Genomic DNA, 14,453 nt, shown 5'->3' with positions numbered 1-14,453 from the left:
GAAAATAAATCAGGTCTGTTATATAGCCCTTGCGATGGTCATTCCCAGCCACGTAGCAAAAAAACCTAAAACCATATTAGCTATAACGTTGTAAGCTGCCCACTGCAACTGAGCATCTTCCAGCAGTTTCAACGTTTCATAGCCAAAAGAAGAAAAAGTAGTCAACCCACCGACAAATCCGACAGCTACTATAAGCCGCCAATAGGGATTGGCTATAACCCGCTCTGTCACAAGTACCAGAAAAGCCCCGATTATAAAGCAACCGACAACATTTACAATTAAAGTACCATAGGGAAAGTCACTGCCAAAGCGCTCCGCCGACCAAGTTGAAACAAGATACCTTGTAGCCGCTCCAATACTTCCTCCCAAAGCTACTGCAAATACTTTCAGCATATACTGCACCTCTCACTAGATCAACTTATTTTCTTGGAGGCTTGTTGCCATATTTGATAATCTCTATATCATCAATGGTTACCAAGCCTTCCTGAACCACCTCGTCCAAGAAGGGCATTATCTTGGCAATATACTCCTCACTGTCAATAATCTCTACTAGGATAGGCAAATCGCTGGATAGATCAACTATTTTTGCCGTATGTATCCGGCTATTTGCGCCATAGCCCATCACTCCCCGAAAAACAGTGGCTCCGGCTAAATCCAATTCTTTAGCTTTAAGAACAATGGCATGATATAGAGACTTGCCTTTCCAATGGTCGGTTTCCCCGATGTAGATTCTTAGTCTTTTAGCCGAGCTTGCTATTTTAGGCATATAAGTACCTCCGTAATTCTATTATTTGATGACCGTGCCTAGCACTTCATTAACCTATCGCGACTAGTATAGCTCCTAACGCGATAAGAGCAACACCGATGCCACCTAACATACTAATCTTCTCGCCAAGTATTGTAACCGCTATTATTGTAGCGATAACAACACTCAGCTTATCGATCGGAGCTACCTGAGATACTTTGCCAAACTTAAGAGCCAAAAAGTAAAATAGCCATGACAAGGCTCCGGCTATTCCGCTAAGAGCAATAAAAGCAATTGCCTTTTTATCCGAAATAATTGATGGTATTTGACTCAAGTTTCCTTGGGCTGCGACGACTATAACTAAAAATGCAGCCATAATTATTGATCTAACCGCAGTCGCAGTATTCGCATCAACTGACTGCAGCCCGATCTTTCCAAACACTGCAACTAATGAAGCGGTTAAAGCTGATAGAAGACCAAAAACTAGCCAAAGATGTTCCATAGATTCTCCTTTTAGTTCTATATTTTAAGCGTCAAGATTCTGAGCCATTCTAACAATAGTTTCTATTCTCGTCAACACATCTTCAAGCCTAGCCCTAGTGTTTATCAGCGCTGCGTCTGCTATAAAACAATCTACCTTGTCGCGAGCAAGGGAACAATACCCTTCTTCCAGTTGGTCCAGGCATTCTCGTAGTTCGTCTAATTCTTTCATTTTATCCTTTTCTCCTCACACGCGTAATTCCAGATTATTTGACGACTAAAACCGGAACTTTGGAGTAAGTAACAACTTTTTGCGCAACACTTCCAATCACAAGGCTTTTAAATCCACCGATACCGCGCGTTCCCATTATAATGACGTCAAAACATTGGTCATAGGCGTGACGAACAATACTTTCCGCCGGATGGCCCCGTAGGACTTCGGCTCGGATCGAAACGCCTTGCTCTCCGCAAAATTGAACGGCTTTATCTAGCAGTGGCCGGATATGCTTCTCCCCGTCAGCATAAAATTCATCAACTTCATCAATGCTCGGGCTGAATTCGGGAGGCTTCACAACCGCAACAACAACAATTTCGCTCTCATGTTTACCCGCCAGCATAATGCTCCATTCCAATGCTTTCTGACTACCTGCCGATCCGTCGTACGCCACTAAAATTTTTTTAATTTCCATGCTCCGCACCTCTCTCCACCAATTTTTCTTCATTTTCAACATAATTTTCTCTCTCCGCCCAAAGCGGGAAAAACCATTTTTGGGCGATGACGGTTGGAATCACGGCACTGAGGATAACAGCGGCGATCAATACGCTGTACTGGTTGGCATCGATGTGATTATTCGCCAGTCCGTACAAAGCCGAAATACTGCCAAAGGTTAAGCCCGTACTCATTAATAAAGTTGTATAAATCCCCGTCCGGCTATCGTAACGGAAGAACCTTGTTACGGGCAGAACCCCGATAAATTTGGCCGCAACCTTTATGATTAAAAAGATCATGATCGCTCCTGACATGGTATACAGAGCGGAAACCGATACCAAGGCCCCTGCCTTTATGAAGTAAAAAGGTGTGAAAACGGCGAAAACAATTGCCCGCATCTTGTGCAGCGTTTCCTTATATTGAAGGAAAAATCGGGCCATAGCCATACCGATGATGTAAGCGGGCAGCACCGCCTCGCTGCCGCTGATAACTGCCAAATAGGCCAGAGCCAATAGAACGAGAAAGATAAACTTAATTTCCGGCTCGCTTACCCGTCCGCCATACCACTTAAAAACTCTGGCCGCTATTGGTGATATCAATAAAACGGCCACAATCATAATTCCGGTAAACCATACTACCTTCATAGAAAAACCAGTAAACAATAGGCCCAACGCCAGTACGGTCCCGAGGTCTGTTACAAAACAAGCGGCTAGAATACCCTGTCCGAGACGGCTTGAAGCCAATCCCGTCTCAACCATAACAGCATAAACCACGGCAACCGAAGTAGTTGATAAGGCGATACCCGCTATCTTCGAGGCGTTAATACTCCAGCCAAAACCATAGTAAGCGAAAGCCATACCAGCCAGGAATGGCAACAGGAATGAGAAAAATCCAATTGCTAGGCTTTCCTTCATATTGTCTTTCAAACTGTCAGGGTTAATTTCGGCCCCCGCCAAAAAAGTTAAGACAACCGCACCGAACCCGGCAAGAAAGTTTACCCATGATGTGATTTCGATGTGCATGGCATTTCCGCCAACAACACCAACTGCAATTTCAATGAGCGCCACTGATATCCCCAAGCGAATCGATATCACCGTGGCTATGAGGGCCAGGAAAACCCACTCAGCAGCAATAGCAAAGTTCTGTTCCATCATTACCTCCTAGTCTTTGTTTATTGCTCAGTTCTAAGCAATAAACAAACTCCTACCAAAATTTATTGGTAGGAGTCATTACCGCTTCTTCGCGAGGTTATGGCGAACTCCATCGCCCCAGACATGAAATTATGATCAAATTATAACAGTAACCAGCCTACACCGTCAACTAGCAATTACTATTTAAAAGGATTTTGAAATACGGTGGCCGTCCCCAAATCCGCCTCAATTTCGAGTAACCGGTTGTATTTCGCTACCCGCTCGCTACGGCAGGCCGAGCCAGTCTTGATTTGACCGCCTCCCATCGCCACTGCGAAATCCGCTAAGAAAGTGTCTTCCGTTTCTCCGGAGCGGTGGGAAATCACATAGCCCCAGTTGGCTTTCCGGCACAAGTTTATAGCCTCGATAGTCTCGGTCACCGTACCAATCTGATTGAGTTTAATCAGCACTGCGTTGGTGCTTTTTTCTTCAATTCCTCGGGCGATAAACTTGGTATTGGTCACATAAATATCGTCGCCGACTATCTGAATTTTGTCTCCTAGAACTTTTGTATGTCCACGAAACCCGGCCCAATCATTTTCATCCAGGCCATCTTCGATAGATAATATAGGATATTTCTCAACCCATGCCATATAGAACTGAGTCATTTCGGCGCTGGTCTTTTTGCCTTGCCCTGACTTTACTAGGTTATACATGCCACCTTCAAAAAAGGAACTAGCTGCTGGATCAAGCGCCAGGGCAATATCTTTTCCAGGCTTATAGCCTGCTGCTTCAATAGCTTCGATGATAACCTCGCAGGCTTCATCATTACTTTTTAGGTTCGGGGCGAAACCGCCTTCATCCCCAACACTAGTAACATATTCTTTTTGCCCAAGGATTTTCTTCAAGGCATGAAAAGTTTCGGCCCCATACCGCAGGGCTTCGGCAAACGTGGGCGCGCCTATCGGCATGACCATGAATTCTTGGAAATCAACACTGTTATCGGCGTGCTTACCGCCATTTAAAATATTCATCATGGGTACTGGCAATCGGCTAGCGCCCTTGCCACCCAAATAAGTATAAAGCGGCAATCCTTCATTCAAAGCAGCCGCTTTGGCTACAGCCATGGAAACGCCCAGTATAGCATTCGCACCTAAGTTTGCCTTGGTCGGTGTCCCATCAAGTTCAATCATAATTTTATCAATCTTACCTTGCTCTGTTACAACTTCGCCAATTACTCGAGGTGCAATCTTGTCATTTACATTTGCTACGGCCTTTAATACACCTTTCCCACCATAACGGCGCTTATCTCCGTCCCTTAGTTCAAGTGCTTCATTTTCCCCGGTTGATGCTCCAGAAGGTACGGAAGCCGAAGCGATTATGCCGTTATCCAGTTGAACTTTGACCCTTACTGTCGGATTGCCACGAGAATCAAGAATTTCCAATGCTTTTACAGCCACTATCTTAGCCATTCTTTCTCCTCCTTTTTATCAATCCAGACTAGCTTGCCCCTAAAGCCAGACACTGCTATAACCAAGGTCATTCTTCAACTATCGCAACAATCCTACCTTTGGGTTTAGCGATAATTTCCCGATCGGGGAAAAGCGAAGGATTTTTCTTAATTCCCGAATCCGTCAAGACAATGTGTGATGCATAAATGGAACATGCCGATTCCAAGGCTTTAAGCGCGCACTTCACGCCACACCCACGTCGATAGCCACTACCTTCTGCAATGCTTTGGCAATTTCAACAATGCCGCTGACGCAGCCGCCGATACCGTCAAGGCAAATATAGTTTGCCTTGACCTTCAAACTCTAGTTGCCTACAGGCGAGATTGGCAATTTATCTGAATGTTGAAGCAACCGGAACAGGTGGAAAACAATGGAAGTTTTATTGAACAATTGCAACTTTCCACAACATACACCTTCTTACTTAAGATAACCTTTGATTTCTTCCTTCCCGGGCACTTTACCGGCAACCTTCACGATGCCATCCACAACAAGTGCTGGTGTTGTCATGACTCCATATTTCATGATTTCTTTAATGTCTTCCACCTTGACGATTTCCGGTGTTAGACCCAATTCAACCGCTGCTTGCTTTGCATTTTCGTAAAGATTATTACACTTTTGACAGCCCATACCTAATATTTCGATTTTCATTACATTACCTCCAGTTTATATTTTTATTTTACTGCAACAAATCAATACCTTGCAGTTACCTTACTTTAAAAACTTAAGGAAACTTTGACTGTGGGAAATCTGCTCACTTAGCGTCTTCTCCACCGCGCTGACTACTTCAAATACTGAAGGGTATACAACACGGTACATTACCTTTTGACCATCTTTCCTTGATTCCAGCAGACCTTGTTTTTTCATTACTCCCAGGTGCTGCGACAGGTTCGACTGCTCGATGTCCAGTTCATCAATTATCTCACACACGCAGCGTTCGCCATCTTTCAGAATACGCAGAATGTTAACCCGTACCGGATGGGAAAGCGTTTTGAAAAAATCCGCAGTTAGCTTAGTAACAATCTCTTCAGCCATTATAATATCCTCCTGTAATATTAAGGTTCAATAAATAACCGATATCAATGATTAGCACCAATCGCTACCAAAAATAAACTTTGCAGTATTGGCAACCTTAAGGACTGGTATCTGATACTAACAGAAAACGTCTTTACCATTACACCATAATTTTAAAGTATGATTATATTATAATATTAAATAAATACCCAGTAAAGACAATAGCGACTGCTAGAATTGCAATAAAAACAACAAGTAGTTTTGGCTTTAGCACATTTCGCAGAATAACCATTTCAGGAAAACTAAGCGCTGTAACCGACATCATAAAAGCCAAAGCAGTTCCCAAACTCATTCCTTTTTGGATAAGAGCAGTAACAATTGGAATTACACCTGCGGCATTAGAATATAGCGGCACGCCGATCAAGACGGCGAGCGGAACGGCAAAGAGATTATCTTTCCCCGCGTACTTAGCAAGAAAATCTTCCGGGGCGTAGCCGTGAATGACTCCACCAATGGCAATTGCCACAATAATGTACGGCCAGACCTTCTTCAGAATTTCTTTTGTATAGTCCCGTGCATAGTACAATCTATCAGCAAAGGTTTGCTCGATAATTTCAGTGTCACCCATTTTAATCTGATATACATAATCTTCAACCAAGTGTTCCAATTTGAAACGGCCGATAACATATCCCCCGACAATGGCAATTGTAACACCACTGGCAATATAGATTGCTGCAATTTTCCATCCCAACAAGCCCCACAGCATGATTAAAGCTACTTCATTTACCATTGGCGCTGAAATCAAAAAGGAAAATGTAATGCCCAGCGGTACTCCGGACTCGATAAACCCAATGAATACTGGCACGGCAGAGCAAGAGCAAAACGGTGTGACAATACCGAGTAACGCAGCGACAATGTTTCCAAAGAACTCACTTTTGTGGCTTAAAATCTTCTTGGTTTTTTCCGGCGGGAAATAAGTACGAAGGATCGAAACAGCAAAAATAATCACCGTCAACATAATAAAAATTTTCAAAGTGTCATAAACGAAGAAGTTTAACGCTTCCCCTAGTGTTGTTCCGGGTACAAGTCCTATCCATTGATATACCAATATATTTGCAAAATCTTGTAACACAAAAATACCCCCAAGTGTATAGTAGAATCTCTGCGGCCTTACTTATCGCCTTTTGCCACCAGGTATTTAATGAATAGCAGTTTTTCCAGCTTTATTGTTATCTTGCTAAATAAATCAGTCAAACTTGCCTTGAAATATATGTTAATCCCTTCGATTTCAATCCTGTCATAGTTTTCCGGATTCTTCGGCTTACCCAGTCGCACGGACGGGTAGCGGGGTGCTTGCCCGCAATTGCCGCCGCTTCAAACCCCGCCCGGACGTTCCACCACATCCAGCATGATTATACTGTCTGACGACTTCGCCTTAATATATTCCCGAGCCGCTGGCTCAATACGAAGTTCCATGCCTCATTCCTCCCAAACTTGGTTTTATTTCAGCGCCATAGGTCAAACAGCATTTTACCGGCAATCGCATACAGCAAGATACCGATAATAACCTTAACGTGTTTATTCTGCAGTTTTTTGCTCATCAGCCAGGAGCCGAGCAGCGCCCCAGCCACTGAACCGGCCACTGTATAGGCCAAGAGCCCGCCGTCCAGATTGCCAAGAGAGGCCCGCCCGGCAAACCCCGCCAGCGACGAAAAGATAACAATAAACGAGCTGGTGGCCGAAGCTTTCTTGGCGGGGATACCCAGCCAAACTAATGCCGGCACGATGATGTTGCCGCCGCCCACCCCCAGGAGTCCACCGATAAAGCCAGCTACGCCACCCACCGGCGCGCCTATGGTCCACATGCCTTTTACGCCTTCTGTCTCATTGCTGCTAACATTGCGGCTGATAAGCGCTACAGCTTGCTCATCCTTTTTATTACCTTTATTACCACCCGGTTTATAAAACAGCATCATCGATGCGGCAAATATAAGAAATGCAATAAATAATAGCAACAGGTTACTGCGCGGAACATACTGGCTGGCGTAAGCACCGACCGGCGACAATACCGTGGCCGCAAGTATAATAGGTAGAGCAAGCCGCCATAAAATCAGCTTTTCCCTGGCAAAAGTGATCGAAGCAAAAATCATGGAAATACCATTGAGTAACAGCGCCGTGCTCATGGCCGTATGGAGTTCAATACCCAACGCCAGATAAATCGGAACCAAAATAAATGCGGCTCCTACCCCGGCGACCGTCAATACTGTGGTCGCCGTAAAAGTGACTAGGCCAGCCCATAATTCAATCATTGTCATTCACCGCCATTACAGGCCGCCAGCGTAACTGGCGACCTTATCATATCTATGTTTATTTCAGTTTTTCCGCGCAGGGGATACAGACTTTTTTCCCATTTGCATTTTGCAGTTTGTGCACAAATACGCGCTCACCGCATGCCTCGCACAATTCGGTGTCAAATGTGCCTTTGGTTTTTTCAAACACATAATCAAATACAGGACTGATATCCAAAAATTCTTCTTCGGCCCGTTTCATAACCCCGTCAACCAATGGGTCGGTGATCGTTGCCGGCACGTCTTGCGGCAGCACACCCTGCTTGCGTTGTTGAACAAAGGGCGACTGCAGCATCTTGCCGAAAAACTCCGGTTTAAGCTGGACGCGTACTGCTTTTTGCCGTTTGGTGTCAATCAAGGTGAACGCCATTTTTCCAACATAAGTTTTCTTGATGTTGCTTTTCCCGTAAGTACAGCCAGTAACGGTCATCAGCCCGTCGACAAAGCAACCGGCGGCGTGATCATTGCCAGTCTCCACCACCATTACCAGTTCCTTGTCTTGAGAGCGTTCCACGCCAAGGGCGTTCATGGCCGCCGCCCCTGCCCGAAGTCCCAGCGGCATAGCCGGGCATTTATGCCCGTGGAATTTGAGCCCTACCTCGAAATAGTCTTTTGCCTGCATCATGATAAATATTGCCTCCTTATATTTCTGGGTTCTATGACCCGGATTTACAGCTTGATAATCTTCTAATATTATTATGCGGTTCAGAAACTCGCTTTATGATTGCTAATGTTTAGCATAGATTGCTTGTTTTTCAGCGTCAGACAACAGTCTGTCAATGACAAAAGCGATCAATATAATACCGGTCAAACTGCATATCCAACGGGTTACCGAAAACAATCCACCGAGAAATTGGGTTTCAAACAGGAACATCGGGACTTTTAGGGTTGCCCACGCACCGATAAACACAATTACATTGAACAAACTGGTGCCTTTTTTCAGCATCACTGCCGCTACTGGAAAGGCAGCGTATAAAGGGCCGGCATTAGCAACTCCCAACAATATAGCAAGCGCCATACCTTTGATGCCCGTGCCAGGCCCCAGGTGACTGACCACCTGTTCCCGGGGCACCCAAGTATCGAGTAATCCTAATATAATAAAAACCGGTGGGATGAAACTTAACATCTGAACAAAACTATCGGACGTCTGCATGAAAATATTCATCCCCAGCGAGTGGTTCCAAGCATATATCGCTCCGTCAGCTATCAGCAATAACAATGCCCACTTATAGCGTTTCAATATGGCCATGTTATCCCACCACCTTCCCCAGGACAATTGCGACCACAAAGGAAAATAGCAGGCTCAACCCATTACGTAGCAGCACAACCTTGCGATTGAATAGCTGCGCTTCCATTGGTGCAGTTACGACACTGACCATCATCAGCGTTGATATGAATACTGCCACCTGCATAATGCCTGCTCCCATTCCCAGTACCGTTTTAGCCAAAGGAAAAATGATAAAGCCTGGAATCAAAGCGATCGACCCGACTATAGCAGCAATAATCATGCCGTAAATGCCAGAATTAGCTCCTAATAACGCCGTCACGACAGCAGGCGAAACCACGGCTAGGATTATGCCAATTAACAACAATATTACGGCAAAAGCCGGCAGGATCGTATCAAAAGCTTTCCATGCTTTTTTTAGTGACTGCTTCGTTTTCTGCCGGTCTTTCGTATAGGACCACAATACCCCGACTGCGGCCAGCCCATAAAAGAACAAAATATCCACTGACTTCCACCTCAAACCTCGATCAGTTTACTGCGCCACCGAGAAGGTGCAAACTCCGCCTTGGCAGCCCCAGCAGCTCACGTCGGCATCCTCCTCCACCACTTGAATTGTCGTATGGCGGATACCAAACTGCTGTTCCATTAGCGGCACAGCTTGGGCCAATACCTTTGACGGACTGAATCCTTTGCGGATTAGCATATGACAACTGAATACTTCATAACCGGAGGTCACCGTCCATACATGGACATCATGGACATTGACCACCCCGTCAATGGCGGCGAGCACGGCGGTAATCTCAGCAATATCGGTCTTGCCCGGCGTACCTTCCATCAAAATATGGATAGACTGCCGGACCACTGACCAGGCTCCTTTCAAAATCATCAGTGATACCACTACACTGATGATGGGGTCGGCGATATACCAGCCGAATTGATACATGAAAAAGCCGGCCAGAATAGCCCCGACTGCGCCGAGAGCGTCACTGATCATATGCAAATAGGCACTACGAAGGTTGATGTTTCCTTTTACATCACCCTGGCGTAAAAGCACCCAGGCGCTGACCATGTTCGCTACCAACCCGATGAAGGCGATAATCATCATGGGACCGCTATCAACCACCGGCGGCTCCATAAACCGGCTGTATGATTCCCAAATAATCACTACGGCAATGGCGAATAGGGCCAAGCCATTCAAGAAAGCTGTCAAAATTTCAAATCGGTGGTAGCCATAACTTTTGCTGGGCGACGCCGGCTTCGCGGCGAACCAGACCGCCATGAGACTTAATGCCAGCGACCCTACATCACTAAGCATATGGCCTGAATCCGAAAGTAGCGCAAGGCTATTGGTCATCCACCCGCCTATCGCCTCAGCGATCATAATTCCAAAGGTAATACACAACGCAATAGTTAGACCTTTTTTGTTGCCTTCACGCCGCATGCCGTGAGTATGACCGTGGTCGTGGTCGTGATCGCGATGATCCTGTCCGTGATTGTGCATAAACATCTCCTCCTCATCTACTAATCTTCAAATTAAATATATTAGCTTTTTATCATATTATAATATATGCTATCAAAAAACACAATGTGATTCTTGATAGCATATTAAAGTGTTCCCCCCAATACAGTCACAGCCATCCGTTTAACGGGTGGCTGTGACTTAGGACAGTTGGCCGAACAGTCAAAGAGCGAGATAAATAAGATAACCGGCAACCACAATCACCAGCAGTCCCGAAACCTTCCGTATTGCTATCGCTGCCTTGGTTCGCGCCGTCCAATTCAAATACCTCTGAACTTGATCGGTTAGCATACCGGCTAACAAAATTACGGAACAATGCCCCAGAGCGAAAGCGGCCAGCATTGCCATGGCAAAAACAGGCTGGGCCGCCGACACTCCGAAGACAATCCCCAATATAGGCGCCATAAAGGCGAAAGTGCAGGGACCCAAACTCATCCCGAACAACAGTCCCATACCCAAGACAGCCATATATCCTGCCCCGATGTCTGACTTCATTTCCCTACCTGCCCAAGGCCATTCAATCCATTCCAACAAATACAGACCAACAAACAGAAATACCGCTGCCACCAAATAATTAATCCAGCTTCCGATATCCCCCATTAACCGTCCCATGGCGGCCGTTATCGCACCAAGAACGGCGATTGCAACTAAGATGCCAATAGCGAATAGAAAGGATATGCGAAAAGCTTTGCCTGGTGATTTACCGTTTTTCTGACTAACAAAGCCGACAACCAGCGGAATGCTGGCCATATGGCAGGGGCTTAAAACAACGCTTAAAATACCCCAGGCAAAAGCCGCCGCCAAAGCGACGATCGGCGCCGAATATAGTAAGCCCGAAAGAAACGTCAAAATTGTTTCCATCAATCGATTCCTAATTCCCTAAGTTTTGTCTTTATCACTTCTTTCGGTAAAAATCCTTCATGCCGCCAATATTCGTTTCCGTCTTTATCAAAAAAGATTTGGGTAGGAATTACCCTTATCCGATACTGGCGGGCTAAATATTGATAATCGCCAATTTCCAGTACAACCACATTGACTCTGTTTTCATATTCCTGACCCAGTTCGTCAAGAATGGGTTTCATCATCTTACAAGGCACACAAGTGCCAGAGCCTAAATCAAGCACCGTAGGTTGGCCGTTATGTAAAACCTGTTCAAATTGTTCCATGCCTTGGGCCTTATTTCCGTTATCAACAACCCAAAAAGTGAATACCATTACCAGGCCAATTACCACGGTTATAGCCATCCGTTTTCTTGTGCTGAATTGTATCATTAGCTCATCCTTCCCTTACGATATATTTGCACTATTACCCGATTGTTCTATTCGCATCAATTTATATAGCAATACTACCGTTCTTTAACCACAACCGCCACTGCAGCTGCAACCGCAGGAAGTAGCTGTCGAGCCGGCTTGGTTTTTACTGTTTGCATTCAATATTGCGTCAAACTGCTTGGTAATTTCCGCCGCCACTTTATCCACCATGGTTTGATGCTCGGCCGTTACGTCCCTCGTAGATAGAGCCGCGGACTCGGAAACCGTATCGCCGATAATATCCGATACAAGTATTGTACCGTTAACCTTACCGCTATATTTCTCCGTCGCTCGCTTGGCGCACGCCTTGTTGCAGCCATCCACGGCGATTGTCGGAAATGTCTTGGCAAACATCCTTTCCTCCTGCCCGCCGGCCAAAAAGAGCGGCAAGCATATAGTGACCGTTTTGTCCGGACGTACTTCATCCAGCATCTTGCGCGTGGCCAGACGTGAAATCGTCCCTCCCAGGCAATCTTCCCCGCTGCAAGATACCACGCCGATTTTCAGTTCCTCCGCCATCTTCCTATCTCCCCTCTCCATGAATTTGCTGTACGCGCTCGTGCAATGTGGCTGCAATCTTATCTACAATCGTCCAGCCGTCCGTTGTCAATTCGGTAGCAGTGCCCGGCTGGGCGCCTTTGTGCTCTTTCATGATGTCCAAGACCTTGAACTCCTCCTTGATATCACCGCCGATGATCGCTACGCTTTTAGCCGAACACATCTTGGGACAACCGTCAATCGTAATACAGGGTTTTCCGTCAATGCCGGCCTCCGCTTCGGCGTCCCCGGTCACGACATATGCCAGGCACATGGTCTCCGCCTTATCCGGACATAGCTGGCCAACAGTCCGCAGTGCCGCCTCCCTGGCCATCAAGCCGAAAACTTTGCCCATTCCGCTACAGGGTATGACTTTAACCTTTTCGTTGATTGACATGAAACTCATCCACCTTTCGTTTTAGTACTTGTAAGTAACCATCCGCATCTAGCAGAAAGTCCTTCTCTTCATCAAAATTGGTCAATTCCAATTCGGCTATCCAGCCCTGCTCGTAAGGGTTCTCGTTGATCTTCTCCGGGGAATTCAGCAGTTCCTTATTGATTGCCACAATCTTGCCGCTGACCGGGCAGACTAGTTCGAACACTGCCTTACCGGACTCGATGGCGCCCGCTTCACCGAACTGCTCTACCTCGACCCCGACCGGCGGCGGCGTGAAAAACATGATGTCAGACAGGCTCTGCTGCACATAATCCGCGACGCCAATTCTTGCACGGTTGCCGACAGGCTGTACCCAACAGTCATTCTCGGTAAAGTAGAAGCCTTCCGGAGGAATGCGAAACATAAATTTATCTTTGGTATGGATGAGATAATCGCCGGGAACCGGATAGATAACGGCAGCCGCCATGCTTTCCGCAACGTCCTCTTCTTTGATCAGTTCGGCGGCCAGTGCCGCACACAAGTTTATTTCATCCTCCCAAAGCCGTAAGGGTTCTATCGCCAGTGTTACGCCATGTTTTTGCGTTTCATCGGTTACAGTCATTTTTCGGTAAATTTTCAAGTTCTTTTCCGCCGCAAGTTTGCTCGCGCAACGGGTTGCGCAGCCGTCGATCACCAATAGCGGATTCTCGTTGGCGATCTTGTTATATCTTGCGTCGGCCACCCGGTAGAAGACCGGACAGATGAGCTGGCTGTCCGTTTTTTCGCATACGGTCAGGGCGATTTCCCTGGCCATTTGACCGGCACATTTATCCAGCCCGTTGCAGGGGAGTACGGCATATTTCTTAGTCATTGCCATTTCCTCCCGTGCGCATTTCTTTAATCTTTTTGGATACTTCCGCTTTATTAGGAAAGGACAATGCATCCAGGCCGCAGGTCTTGCCGCAGGCCCGGCAAAAGACAACACAGTTGGTCGGGTTAGCCACAATCAGCTTGATTTCTGCTTCTTCCTGCACCTGATAAACCTTGTGGGGACAGAACTTAACACATTCCATGCAATAGTTACATTTTGAGTAGTCAATCGTGGGCTTCCAGTCGATCTTGTCTCTTGGCACCCCCATGAAAGTCTCTTCGCTCATACCTCTCCCCCCATCGCTTCCAAAGCCTCGGATACCTTTTGGACGGCTTTCTCGGTTGTCATGTCCCGAATGTCTAGAGCCACCAAATCTTTGTTGACATCAAGGCCTGCCGCTTTAAAGGCATCCCGGAACATTTTGATTTGCATGTTTTTGGCGCAGGCCCCGATAACCATGGGCCGGTCGGCTTGCAGCATGTCGGCCAAAAAGCGGTCCCCATCCTCCTCGCACAGCTGTGGGTGAATAAAACCGTATTCCACCGGCAGTTCGACCCGTACCTGGTTGATAAAGTCCCAGATATCCATCTGGCTGAAGCCGGGGCACTTGCCGGTGCAAACGCACATAATAAAACCAGGTAGTTTTTTTTCTTCTTCTCCCATAATGTCATCCCTCCATAA

Annotated in this window: 22 protein-coding genes and 1 riboswitch; all 22 genes read right to left on the bottom strand. The window is 46.4% G+C overall.

Annotation, left to right across the window (positions count from 1 at the left end):
- Nucleotides 1-18: 18 nt before the first annotated feature.
- Nucleotides 19-393 carry a fluoride efflux transporter CrcB gene (gene crcB, locus Q4T40_03680; protein MDT8900340.1) on the bottom strand — a complete coding sequence of 125 codons (375 nt, stop codon included), beginning with the start codon at nucleotides 391-393 and terminating at the stop codon, nucleotides 19-21.
- A gap of 25 nt (nucleotides 394-418) precedes the next feature.
- Nucleotides 419-766 (bottom strand): DUF190 domain-containing protein, encoded by a 348-nt coding sequence (locus Q4T40_03675; protein MDT8900339.1) that lies wholly within the window; start codon nucleotides 764-766, stop codon nucleotides 419-421.
- Between the two features lie 49 nt (nucleotides 767-815).
- A complete protein-coding gene (locus tag Q4T40_03670) occupies nucleotides 816-1,247 on the bottom strand; it encodes an EamA family transporter (GenBank protein MDT8900338.1) in 432 nt (143 codons plus the stop codon).
- Nucleotides 1,248-1,271: 24 nt separating this feature from the next.
- Nucleotides 1,272-1,457: a hypothetical protein gene (locus tag Q4T40_03665; protein ID MDT8900337.1), complete on the bottom strand. Its 186-nt coding sequence runs from the start codon at nucleotides 1,455-1,457 to the stop codon at nucleotides 1,272-1,274.
- Nucleotides 1,458-1,491: 34 nt separating this feature from the next.
- The gene (locus Q4T40_03660) at nucleotides 1,492-1,914 is read right to left on the bottom strand and encodes a universal stress protein (protein MDT8900336.1); all 423 of its coding nucleotides are present in this window, start codon (nucleotides 1,912-1,914) and stop codon (nucleotides 1,492-1,494) included.
- Nucleotides 1,904-3,088, bottom strand: a complete 1,185-nt coding sequence (locus Q4T40_03655; protein MDT8900335.1) for a cation:proton antiporter — start codon at nucleotides 3,086-3,088, stop codon at nucleotides 1,904-1,906. The genes Q4T40_03660 and Q4T40_03655 overlap by 11 nt, the downstream gene beginning before the upstream one ends.
- Nucleotides 3,089-3,147: 59 nt before the next feature.
- Nucleotides 3,148-3,211: riboswitch (Fluoride riboswitch) on the bottom strand.
- Between the two features lie 53 nt (nucleotides 3,212-3,264).
- Complete coding sequence (gene eno, locus Q4T40_03650) at nucleotides 3,265-4,536, bottom strand: phosphopyruvate hydratase (protein MDT8900334.1); 1,272 nt, start codon at nucleotides 4,534-4,536, stop codon at nucleotides 3,265-3,267.
- A 456-nt stretch (nucleotides 4,537-4,992) separates the two neighbouring features.
- Nucleotides 4,993-5,223 (bottom strand): thioredoxin family protein, encoded by a 231-nt coding sequence (locus Q4T40_03645; GenBank protein MDT8900333.1) that lies wholly within the window; start codon nucleotides 5,221-5,223, stop codon nucleotides 4,993-4,995.
- A gap of 60 nt (nucleotides 5,224-5,283) precedes the next feature.
- Nucleotides 5,284-5,607, bottom strand: coding sequence for a metalloregulator ArsR/SmtB family transcription factor (locus tag Q4T40_03640; protein ID MDT8900332.1), 324 nt, complete (start codon nucleotides 5,605-5,607; stop codon nucleotides 5,284-5,286).
- A 163-nt stretch (nucleotides 5,608-5,770) separates the two neighbouring features.
- Nucleotides 5,771-6,718: a permease gene (locus Q4T40_03635; GenBank protein MDT8900331.1), complete on the bottom strand. Its 948-nt coding sequence runs from the start codon at nucleotides 6,716-6,718 to the stop codon at nucleotides 5,771-5,773.
- Nucleotides 6,719-7,091: 373 nt separating this feature from the next.
- Complete coding sequence (locus Q4T40_03630; GenBank protein MDT8900330.1) at nucleotides 7,092-7,895, bottom strand: sulfite exporter TauE/SafE family protein; 804 nt, start codon at nucleotides 7,893-7,895, stop codon at nucleotides 7,092-7,094.
- A 58-nt stretch (nucleotides 7,896-7,953) separates the two neighbouring features.
- A complete protein-coding gene (locus Q4T40_03625; protein MDT8900329.1) occupies nucleotides 7,954-8,559 on the bottom strand; it encodes an FmdE family protein in 606 nt (201 codons plus the stop codon).
- A 102-nt stretch (nucleotides 8,560-8,661) separates the two neighbouring features.
- Nucleotides 8,662-9,183 carry a permease gene (locus Q4T40_03620; protein MDT8900328.1) on the bottom strand — a complete coding sequence of 174 codons (522 nt, stop codon included), beginning with the start codon at nucleotides 9,181-9,183 and terminating at the stop codon, nucleotides 8,662-8,664.
- A 1-nt stretch (nucleotide 9,184) separates the two neighbouring features.
- Nucleotides 9,185-9,664: a permease gene (locus tag Q4T40_03615; GenBank protein MDT8900327.1), complete on the bottom strand. Its 480-nt coding sequence runs from the start codon at nucleotides 9,662-9,664 to the stop codon at nucleotides 9,185-9,187.
- A 27-nt stretch (nucleotides 9,665-9,691) separates the two neighbouring features.
- On the bottom strand, nucleotides 9,692-10,660 hold the full coding sequence (locus Q4T40_03610; GenBank protein MDT8900326.1) for a cation diffusion facilitator family transporter: 969 nt from the start codon (nucleotides 10,658-10,660) through the stop codon (nucleotides 9,692-9,694).
- Nucleotides 10,661-10,840: 180 nt separating this feature from the next.
- The gene (locus Q4T40_03605) at nucleotides 10,841-11,539 is read right to left on the bottom strand and encodes a cytochrome c biogenesis protein CcdA (GenBank protein MDT8900325.1); all 699 of its coding nucleotides are present in this window, start codon (nucleotides 11,537-11,539) and stop codon (nucleotides 10,841-10,843) included.
- Nucleotides 11,539-11,949, bottom strand: a complete 411-nt coding sequence (locus Q4T40_03600) for a thioredoxin family protein (GenBank protein ID MDT8900324.1) — start codon at nucleotides 11,947-11,949, stop codon at nucleotides 11,539-11,541. Before Q4T40_03600 ends, Q4T40_03605 begins: the two co-directional genes overlap by 1 nt.
- Before the next feature lie 84 nt (nucleotides 11,950-12,033).
- Nucleotides 12,034-12,507: a putative zinc-binding protein gene (locus Q4T40_03595; protein ID MDT8900323.1), complete on the bottom strand. Its 474-nt coding sequence runs from the start codon at nucleotides 12,505-12,507 to the stop codon at nucleotides 12,034-12,036.
- 4 nt (nucleotides 12,508-12,511) lie between these two features.
- Nucleotides 12,512-12,922 carry a putative zinc-binding protein gene (locus Q4T40_03590; GenBank protein MDT8900322.1) on the bottom strand — a complete coding sequence of 137 codons (411 nt, stop codon included), beginning with the start codon at nucleotides 12,920-12,922 and terminating at the stop codon, nucleotides 12,512-12,514.
- The gene (locus tag Q4T40_03585; protein ID MDT8900321.1) at nucleotides 12,900-13,772 is read right to left on the bottom strand and encodes a putative zinc-binding protein; all 873 of its coding nucleotides are present in this window, start codon (nucleotides 13,770-13,772) and stop codon (nucleotides 12,900-12,902) included. The genes Q4T40_03590 and Q4T40_03585 overlap by 23 nt, the downstream gene beginning before the upstream one ends.
- Nucleotides 13,765-14,058, bottom strand: a complete 294-nt coding sequence (locus tag Q4T40_03580; GenBank protein ID MDT8900320.1) for a ferredoxin family protein — start codon at nucleotides 14,056-14,058, stop codon at nucleotides 13,765-13,767. The genes Q4T40_03585 and Q4T40_03580 overlap by 8 nt, the downstream gene beginning before the upstream one ends.
- Entirely contained in the window at nucleotides 14,055-14,435 is a 381-nt protein-coding gene (locus tag Q4T40_03575) for a hypothetical protein (protein ID MDT8900319.1), read from the bottom strand. Before Q4T40_03575 ends, Q4T40_03580 begins: the two co-directional genes overlap by 4 nt.
- Nucleotides 14,436-14,453: the final 18 nt, after the last annotated feature.

The sequence above is a fragment of the Selenomonadales bacterium 4137-cl genome (assembly GCA_032334055.1).
GTDB classification, from domain to species: Bacteria; Bacillota; Negativicutes; order Sporomusales; family UBA7701; genus Anaeroselena; species Anaeroselena agilis.
The sequence above is the reverse complement of the archived record's forward strand: the minus strand, read 5'-3'. Positions and strand labels throughout refer to the sequence as shown.

Bases quoted from the DNA above. Each gene is read 5' to 3' on its own strand.
- crcB (MDT8900340.1), bottom strand. From the start codon at position 393: ATGCTGAAAGTATTTGCAGTAGCTTTGGGAGGAAGTATTGGAGCGGCT.
- Q4T40_03675 (MDT8900339.1), bottom strand. From the start codon at position 766: ATGCCTAAAATAGCAAGCTCGGCTAAAAGACTAAGAATCTACATCGGG.
- Q4T40_03670 (MDT8900338.1), bottom strand. From the start codon at position 1,247: ATGGAACATCTTTGGCTAGTTTTTGGTCTTCTATCAGCTTTAACCGCT.
- Q4T40_03665 (MDT8900337.1), bottom strand. From the start codon at position 1,457: ATGAAAGAATTAGACGAACTACGAGAATGCCTGGACCAACTGGAAGAA.
- Q4T40_03660 (MDT8900336.1), bottom strand. From the start codon at position 1,914: ATGGAAATTAAAAAAATTTTAGTGGCGTACGACGGATCGGCAGGTAGT.
- Q4T40_03655 (MDT8900335.1), bottom strand. From the start codon at position 3,088: ATGATGGAACAGAACTTTGCTATTGCTGCTGAGTGGGTTTTCCTGGCC.
- eno (MDT8900334.1), bottom strand. From the start codon at position 4,536: ATGGCTAAGATAGTGGCTGTAAAAGCATTGGAAATTCTTGATTCTCGT.
- Q4T40_03645 (MDT8900333.1), bottom strand. From the start codon at position 5,223: ATGAAAATCGAAATATTAGGTATGGGCTGTCAAAAGTGTAATAATCTT.
- Q4T40_03640 (MDT8900332.1), bottom strand. From the start codon at position 5,607: ATGGCTGAAGAGATTGTTACTAAGCTAACTGCGGATTTTTTCAAAACG.
- Q4T40_03630 (MDT8900330.1), bottom strand. From the start codon at position 7,895: ATGATTGAATTATGGGCTGGCCTAGTCACTTTTACGGCGACCACAGTA.
- Q4T40_03625 (MDT8900329.1), bottom strand. From the start codon at position 8,559: ATGATGCAGGCAAAAGACTATTTCGAGGTAGGGCTCAAATTCCACGGG.
- Q4T40_03620 (MDT8900328.1), bottom strand. From the start codon at position 9,183: ATGGCCATATTGAAACGCTATAAGTGGGCATTGTTATTGCTGATAGCT.
- Q4T40_03610 (MDT8900326.1), bottom strand. From the start codon at position 10,660: ATGCACAATCACGGACAGGATCATCGCGATCACGACCACGACCACGGT.
- Q4T40_03605 (MDT8900325.1), bottom strand. From the start codon at position 11,539: ATGGAAACAATTTTGACGTTTCTTTCGGGCTTACTATATTCGGCGCCG.
- Q4T40_03600 (MDT8900324.1), bottom strand. From the start codon at position 11,949: ATGATACAATTCAGCACAAGAAAACGGATGGCTATAACCGTGGTAATT.
- Q4T40_03595 (MDT8900323.1), bottom strand. From the start codon at position 12,507: ATGGCGGAGGAACTGAAAATCGGCGTGGTATCTTGCAGCGGGGAAGAT.
- Q4T40_03590 (MDT8900322.1), bottom strand. From the start codon at position 12,922: ATGTCAATCAACGAAAAGGTTAAAGTCATACCCTGTAGCGGAATGGGC.
- Q4T40_03585 (MDT8900321.1), bottom strand. From the start codon at position 13,772: ATGACTAAGAAATATGCCGTACTCCCCTGCAACGGGCTGGATAAATGT.
- Q4T40_03580 (MDT8900320.1), bottom strand. From the start codon at position 14,058: ATGAGCGAAGAGACTTTCATGGGGGTGCCAAGAGACAAGATCGACTGG.
- Q4T40_03575 (MDT8900319.1), bottom strand. From the start codon at position 14,435: ATGGGAGAAGAAGAAAAAAAACTACCTGGTTTTATTATGTGCGTTTGC.